The organism is Brevibacterium salitolerans (genome assembly GCF_039531405.1).
Classification (GTDB): domain Bacteria; phylum Actinomycetota; class Actinomycetes; order Actinomycetales; family Brevibacteriaceae; genus Brevibacterium; species Brevibacterium salitolerans.
This window is the reverse complement of the sequence record NZ_BAAAPZ010000012.1, coordinates 43,978-51,328: the sequence shown is the minus strand read 5'-3', so window position 1 is coordinate 51,328 and position 7,351 is coordinate 43,978. Positions and strand designations below refer to the sequence as shown.

Below are 7,351 nucleotides of genomic sequence, written 5' to 3'. Positions count from 1 at the left end.
CGGCGGGTGCCCTCAGCCGCGGGCTCCGTCAGCTGCGGAGCCCGCGTCGGCAGCCGGTGGGCTTCACCGGATGGGCGAGGGCGGCTCCTGTCCGCTGAGGACAGCGAGCGCATTGTCCGCGGCGAGCACCGCCATCGCGGTCCGTGTCTCCACGGTGGCCGAACCCAGGTGCGGCACCAGTGTGACGTTCTCGAGCTCCAGCAGACCGGGGTGGACCTCGGGCTCGTGCTCGAAGACGTCGAGGCCGGCGCCGGCGATGGTGCCTGCGCGCAGTGCGGAGGCCAGTGCCGCCTCGTCGACGACCGGACCTCGGGCGGTGTTGACGAGATGCGCCGAGGGCTTCATCGACTCCAGCTGCTCCGCGCCGATGAGGTGGTGTGTGGCCGGGCCGTAGGGGCAGTGCAGCGACACGACATCGGAGACGGACAGCAGCTCGTCGAGCTCGACCCGCCGGGCGCCCAGCTCCGCGGCGACCGCCGGGTCGAGCTCGCTGCGCGACTGGTAGACGATCTCCATCCCGAAGGCCTTCGCCCGCCGTGCAGTGGCCTGTCCGATGCCGCCCATGCCCACGATGCCGAGGGTCTTGCCCTGCAGGCTGCTGCCGAGCAGGAAGAACATGCCCCACTTCCACGGCCGGCCGGAGCGGATCGTCCGCTCGCCCTCGCCCAGCCGGCGCGTGGACATGAGGATGAGGCTGAGCGCGATGTCCGCCGTGGCGTCCGTGAGCACGCCGGGAGTGTTGGTCGCGGTCACTGAACGCTGGGCGCAGGCCGCTACATCGATGTTGTCGTAGCCGACGGCCACGTTCGCCACCACTCTGAGCTGCGATCCTGCCGCGTCGAGCAGTTCGGCGTCGATCTTCTCGGTGAGCAGGGACACGACGGCGTCGGCACCGGCGACGCGGCGCAGGAGCTCCGCGCGGGGGATGGAGCCCGGCTCCTGCCAGTCGTCGACCTCGTGCTCGGCGCGGAGCGCTGCGAGTGCTGCCTCGGGAATCCGTCCCGTGACGACGACCCGGCTCACGCCGTCTCGATCCACTGCCGCAGGCTGCTGAGGCCCTCGCCGATGTCCTCGACGTCGATGCCGGAGTAGGCGAGCCGGATGTACTGGCGGTCCTCGCCGGGCTGGCGCCTGCCGAAGTGCTCGCGCGTGCAGAACGAGACGCCGGTCTCGTACAGGGCTGCCGAGGCGAAGTCGCCCACGGCTGAGTAGCCCAGGCGTTCCATCGCCTCCGTGACGTCGGGGAACAGGTAGAAGGTCGACTGCGGCACTGCGACGTCCATGCCGGGGACCCCGTTCAGCAGTTCACAGGCGGCGTCGCGGCGCTCACGCAGGACGTCGAGCATCTGCGCCACGGGCTCCTGGGTGCCGCGCAGCGCCTCCACGCCCGCCCACTGCACGTAGTGCGTGGTGCAGGACTCGTCATTGGTGTTGAGGGTGCTGAACACCTCCGCGACCTCGCGCGGTGCGACCGCGCAGCCCAGGCGGGAGCCGGTCATGGCGAACTTCTTGCTGAAGGTGTAGAGGATGACCGTGCGCTCCGCCATTCCGGGCAGCGCGGCGATCGAGCTCGAGACGCCCTCGTAGCGGGTCTCGAAGTAGGCCTCGTCGGAGAGGACCCAGAGGTCGTGCTCCTGGGCGAGCTGGGCGATGGCCTCGCGCTCTGCGGCCGTCGATTCGGCGGAGATGGGATTCTGCAGGTCGTTGTAGATGATGGCTGCCGTGTTCGGGGTGATCACGGCCCGCACCTGGTCGAGGTCGATGGCGAAGCCGTCCTCCGTGGGGAGGTAGCGGTAGGGCACCGCCGTGCCGCCCAGGTACTCGATCTGCGATTCGTAGATGGGGAACCCGGGATTCGGGTAGAGGACCTCCTGCCCGGGATCCATGACCGTCTGCAGGAACTTCGTGATGACGGGCTTGCCGCCGGTCATGACGACGACGTTGTCCGGGGTGAGCTCCATGCCGCGGCGGGTGCCGATGTCCTCGGCGAGGGCCTCGCGCAGCTGCGGGATGCCGGGTCCGGGGCAGTAGCCGGTGTAGCCGTCGGCGATCGCCCTGTTCATCGCCTCGATGATGTTGGGTGCGGTCGGGATGTTGATGTCGCCGAGGTGGAAGGGGTAGACGCGGTTCCCCTTCGCCTTCCAGGCGGCCGCGGCCTGGGCCACGCTGAAGGCGGTCTCCGTGCCCAGGTTGTCGAGCCGGCGTGCGAGCTGCTGCATGATGCCCCACTTCTCATCGGGTTCTGTCTGTGCGGTGCGGGCCCCAGCCTAGTGTGAAGCTGATATATCACGCTAGCCCTCTCCTGGCCCTCACTCCATCCTCTGCGTGCACTGCTCCGTGGCGCCGCCGGTGCGGGCCTCACCCCGGCAGCGCAGTCCTCACACCGGCAGCGCGGCATCCTCTGCGGCCGCGGCGGTGTCGAGCCTCCCTCCGCGGGCACGTGCAGAGCGGTTCCGGCGCCGCCTGCGCAGGCCCGCCATCGCGACGGCGAACACGGAAGTGAGGATGAGTGCGGTGGCCGGCGCCACCGTGGTCCACGGACCGCGCTCCACGTAGTCGATGCCCTCGGAGAGCAGCAGTCCCCATTCCGGCAGCGGCGGCTGTGCGCCCAGGCCCAGGAAGCCCAGGGCCGCGAGCGCCAGCGCCACACCGGGCAGCCGCAGCATCCCGTGGCGCAGCAGGGCGGGCAGTGTGGACGGGAGGATGTGGCGCACCCAGATCTCGAACGGGGAGACGCCGGCCAGCGGCAGCCATCTGATGTGCGGCATCGCCCTGGCCTCGTCGATGAGCGCGGCCGCGTGTGTGGTGAGCGGCGGCCACGTCACCCACAGCACCGCGAGCGCGGCGCCGCCCACGGACGGACCCATGAGCGCGGCGATGATGACGCCGGCGAGGATGGGCGGGGTCGCATTCGCGATCTCCGCGGGACCGCGCGCCACCTCGCCCAACACCGCCAGCAGCAGGCCGATGACGATGGCCAGGCCGACGATCGCGAACGAGGGCGTGAGCGTGCCGATGGTGCCGTGCGCCACCCGGGCGAGCAGATCCCGCCCGCTCGCGTCCGCGCCGAAGGGCAGCTCCATGCTCGGCGCGGCGAGGCGCTCGTGCACGATGGCGTACGGATCCCGCGGCAGGCCGGTGACGAGGATGAGCAGGAGGCCGCCCAGTGCGAGCCCCGCCGTCCAGCGGGCGGCGCGGCCGTCGCCGCGGGCCTCGGGCGGAGGCGGCAGCGCCCCGGGCGGCAGGGGCCCTCCGCGCAGGAGCCTGCGCGCCACGCTCGTGAGCACGCCCACGAGCGCCGCCGCGGCGGCCATGAGCAGGACCCCTGCCTGGAGGGCCGGGAGATCCTGCGAGTTCGCCGCGCCCAGCAGATAGCGGCCGAGGCCGGGGATCGCGAAGACCTGCTCCACCGCGACGGCTCCGCCCAGCAGGCCGATGAACACGAGTCCCAGCTGGTCGATGACCGCGGCCGCTGCCCGGCGGAGCACGCCGCCCAGGATCACGGCGCCGCGCGCGCCGGCGAGCCGCCAGACATTCACCCAGCGCTCCTCCGCGACCCCGCCCACGGCGTCCGTGAGCAGACGGCCCAGCAGTCCGCCGGCCGGCACGCCCAGGGACAGCGCGGGCAGGATGACGGTGGAGAAGCCGGACCAGCCGTAGGGCGGCAGCCACTGCAGCTGCACCGCCACCACCACGAGGAGTGCGCTCGCGAGCAGGAACTCCGGCAGCGAGGTGAGCGCCACGCCGACGGGACCGGAACCGCGCTGCGGCTTGTCGCGCAGGATGCGCAGCGCCGCGGGCGTCACGAGGGCGGCGGCGATGACGAGCGCCACGACGATCGCGCACATCGTCAGCGTCGCGGAGACGCCCAGGGCGTTCCACACGCCGGGGCCGATGGGCGCACGGCTGATCCACGACTCACCCAGGTCCCCGCGGAGCAGCCCGCCCCACCAGCGCAGGGCGGTGGGCAGCGGGCCGCCCTCGAGGCCGAGCTCGGCGCGGACCGAGGCCAGCGCCTCGGGCGTGGGCTCCAGCTCGGCATAGCGGGCCCGGAGCACCGAGGCGGCGGGATCGCGCAGCGAGAGCCACGGCAGCGCACCGGCGATGAGCAGCAGGGCGACGCCGCTCACGATCCGGGAGAGGGTGCCCAGGAGGGCGCTGTTGCGCAGCACGGGTCAGTCCGCGGCGGTGAGGTGGGTCTCCGCGGTCACGAGGATGCGCTCGCGCGGGTCCCGGGCGGCCCCGGCGAGCGTGGTCTGCTCACCCTGGATGACGCGCTCGTGGAGCATGGGGATGGCCGAATCCGTCGCGAGGATGTGCGCCTCGGCGAGCATGGTGGCCCGCTGCCGCTCCTCGCCCGCGGGAGTGGCGGTCGCGGCGTTGACGGCCCGGTCCACCGGCTCCTCGCACAGCTGGGAGATGTTGAAGCCGCCGTCGCAGGTGAAGTCCGCAGCGTAGTAGGCCACCGGATCTCCGGAGTCCAGGACGGTGGCGCGGGAGAGGATGAACGCGTCGAAGGCGCCGTCGAGGGCATCGGCCTCGATGTACTGGTACTCGCGGACGTCCTGCTGGACCTCGAAGCCCACGGCCTCGAGCTGCTGTTCGAGGAGGGTGGCGACCTCCGGCAGCTCGGCCCGGTCCGTGAAGGCGCCCAGCGTGATCTCCACCCCGTCCACCTGGGCCGGGGCCTCGCGCTCGTCGAGGATCGCCTGGTAGTCCGCGTTCTCGCGCAGTCCTGCCGCCCACGGCACCGCGGGTCCCAGCAGGCCCTCGGCGACGTCCGCGCGGCCCTCGTAGACGGACTCGATGATCGCGGTCCGGTCGATGGCCTCGCGCGCCGCGGCGCGCACCGCAGGGTCCGCGAACGGCCCGGATTCCGAGTTGAGGTAGAGGGTGTTGGTGCGCGGCATCGGCACCTCGTGGATGAGCTCCGCCTCGACCGAGGCGGCCTGGCCCACCGGGATCGCCTCGGCGACATCGGCCTCGCCGGTGCGCAGGGCCGCGGCCCGGGCGGTGCCGTCGGGGACGAACTTCGCGTCGATGCCCGAGGCCTGAGCAGGCTCGCCCCAGTAGTCCTCGTAGCGCTCCAGGGTCACGCCCACGATGCCGTTGACGTCCGTGAGCTCGAAGGGGCCGGTGCCGTATCCCTGGGGGGTGATGACATCGCCGTAGGCGGCCTCGTCGAGGATCGCCAGCTGCGGGCTGGAGAGGCGGTTGGGCAGCAGCGGATCGGGCTCGTGGGTGGTGAGGGTCACCTCGTTCTCGCCGGTGGCCTCGACCGTCAGGTCTGTGCCGTCGAGGATGCGGGGGACGGGGGAGGCGTCGATCGCGTGCTGGAGGGAGTTGACCACGTGCCCGGCCGTCAGGGTCTCGCCGGAGTGGAAGGTGACGCCCTCGCGGATCGCGAAGGTCCACGTGTGCTCGTCGGTCTGCTCCCATCCGGTCGCGAGCGAGGGCAGCGCGTTGCCGTCGGCGTCGAGGATCACGAGGGTCTCCGCGGTGGAGAGGCGGGAGAGCTTGAACGCGTCGTCGCTGAGCGGGTTGAGCCCGGAGCGGGGCGGCTGCATGAACGCGACGGAGATGCGCTCGTCGGTGGCCTCGGCGCTGCCGCCGGGTGAGCCGAAGCAGCCGGCGAGCATGAGGAGCGAGGCGGGGGCGGCGCCGAGTGCGAGGAGGCGCCGGCGATTCCGGGCGGGGCGAGCTGCGGGGCGGCCGGATGCAGACCGCCGAGGTGCGGGTCGTCCAGGTGCGGGGGAGTGTGTCATCGGGTGGTGCCTTTCATCGGTGCGAGAAGGTCGTCCGCGGGCGCGGTGATCTCCACGGTGCGCGTGCAGCGGGCGGCGAACTCGGGGTCGTGGGTGACGAGGAGCAGGGCGATGCCCTCGGCCTCGACGAGGGAGAGGAGCGTTGCCGAGACCTCTGCCGAGGTGCGCGGATCGAGGGCGCTCGTGGGCTCGTCCGCGACGAGAACCGTGGGGCCGACGGCGAGAGCCCGCGCGATGGACGCACGCTGGGCCTGACCGCCGGAGATCTCGGAGGCGCGCTTGTCCAGGAGCGAGGGCTCGAGGTGTGCGAGTTCCGCGGCTCTGCTGATGCGGGCCTCGGTGTCCAGCGAGTGGTCACCGAGGCGGTTCTGGTCAGCGGGGTGGGCGCCGGGGCCGTCAGGGGCGCTGCGGCTCAGGCTGCGGATGGCGCGCTCGATCGACTGCCGGACGGTCCAGCGGGGGACGAAGGCGGCCACCGGATCCTGAGGGATCCCCTGCACCAGACCGCGCAGGCGTGTGGCTGGTCTGCGTGTGGCGGAGCACCAGTGCTCGCCGCAGACCGTGACCGCTCCGCTCGCAGGCAGGCGCAGGCCCAGGACGACGTCCGCGAGCGTCGACTTGCCCGCACCCGAGCGGCCCACCACGGCGAGCGATTCCCCGTGGTGGACGGTGAGGCTGGTGGGAGCGAGCGTCGTCCGTGACTGTCGGCCGGTGCCGTGTACGACGCTCACCTGTGCGACGGTGACGGCGGGCGTGAGCTCCGGTGCGACCGTCATCAGCCGGCCCTGCGCTCGGAGCCACCGGTGGGCCCGGCGAGGTGCGCAGGCTCGTTCCCGGGCGCCTGTGCCTCGGGGAACTCGGCCTCGGGAGCCTGCGCTCCGGTGCGGGAGGCCTCGGGCGCGGGAGCCTGCGCGGGACCGCACTGTTCCGGACGGGTCCGCTCAGCGACCTTCCCGGCCTCCACGCCGATGCGGCGCGCTCCCAGCACGTCCGCGACGACGGGGTCGTGGGTGGTGACGACCAGGGTCCGGCTCTCGCCCAGCAGGGCGAGGAGCAGGCGGAGCATGAGATCGCGCGATTCGTGGTCGAGGGCGCTGGTGGGCTCGTCGGCGAGGACGAGCGGGGCATCCGTGAGGGCGGCCAGTGCGACTGCCGCGCGCTGGGCCTGGCCGCCGGAGAGCTCCGTGGGCCTGCGCCTGCGCAGTTCGGGGTCTCCCAGCCCCACGGCATCCAGCACCTCGGCGACGCGGGCGGGGTCTGCGCCGGAGACGCGGGCGAGCTGCCGCCCCAGAGGCAGGAGGGGGTGGAGTGCGTCGAGGCCGCGCTGCGGCACGAAGCCGATGCGGGTGAGCGTGGTCGTCCGGGTGCCGGTGAAGGACACGCCCACCGGCCAGCGTCCGGTGAAGGTGCTGAGCAGGAGGGACTTGCCGCTGCCGGAGGGGCCGGTGACGGCCACGCGCTCTCCGGGGCGCAGATCAAGGGCCGGGACGTCGAGGAGACGGCGGCCGTCCGCATCGGCGAGGATCACGGCATCGCGGAGCGAGAGGAGCGGTGCGGGAGTGGTAGCGTGGAGCATGATGGAAAAC

The 7,351-nt window shown here is 72.6% G+C and carries 6 protein-coding genes; all 6 read right to left on the bottom strand.

What is annotated here, in order from left to right:
* Positions 1 to 63: 63 nt before the first annotated feature.
* Positions 64 to 1,023, bottom strand: coding sequence for a 2-hydroxyacid dehydrogenase (locus tag ABD240_RS12670; protein WP_344337689.1), 960 nt, complete (start codon positions 1,021 to 1,023; stop codon positions 64 to 66).
* Entirely contained in the window at positions 1,020 to 2,219 is a 1,200-nt protein-coding gene (locus ABD240_RS12665; protein WP_344337636.1) for a pyridoxal phosphate-dependent aminotransferase, read from the bottom strand. The genes ABD240_RS12670 and ABD240_RS12665 overlap by 4 nt, the downstream gene beginning before the upstream one ends.
* A gap of 159 nt (positions 2,220 to 2,378) precedes the next feature.
* Positions 2,379 to 4,169, bottom strand: coding sequence for an ABC transporter permease subunit (locus tag ABD240_RS12660; RefSeq protein WP_425547020.1), 1,791 nt, complete (start codon positions 4,167 to 4,169; stop codon positions 2,379 to 2,381).
* A 6-nt stretch (positions 4,170 to 4,175) separates the two neighbouring features.
* Positions 4,176 to 5,639, bottom strand: a complete 1,464-nt coding sequence (locus ABD240_RS12655) for an ABC transporter substrate-binding protein (protein WP_344337632.1) — start codon at positions 5,637 to 5,639, stop codon at positions 4,176 to 4,178.
* 122 nt (positions 5,640 to 5,761) lie between these two features.
* A complete protein-coding gene (locus ABD240_RS12650; protein ID WP_344337631.1) occupies positions 5,762 to 6,541 on the bottom strand; it encodes an ABC transporter ATP-binding protein in 780 nt (259 codons plus the stop codon).
* Complete coding sequence (locus ABD240_RS12645) at positions 6,541 to 7,341, bottom strand: ATP-binding cassette domain-containing protein (protein WP_344337629.1); 801 nt, start codon at positions 7,339 to 7,341, stop codon at positions 6,541 to 6,543. Before ABD240_RS12645 ends, ABD240_RS12650 begins: the two co-directional genes overlap by 1 nt.
* Positions 7,342 to 7,351 lie beyond the last annotated feature (10 nt).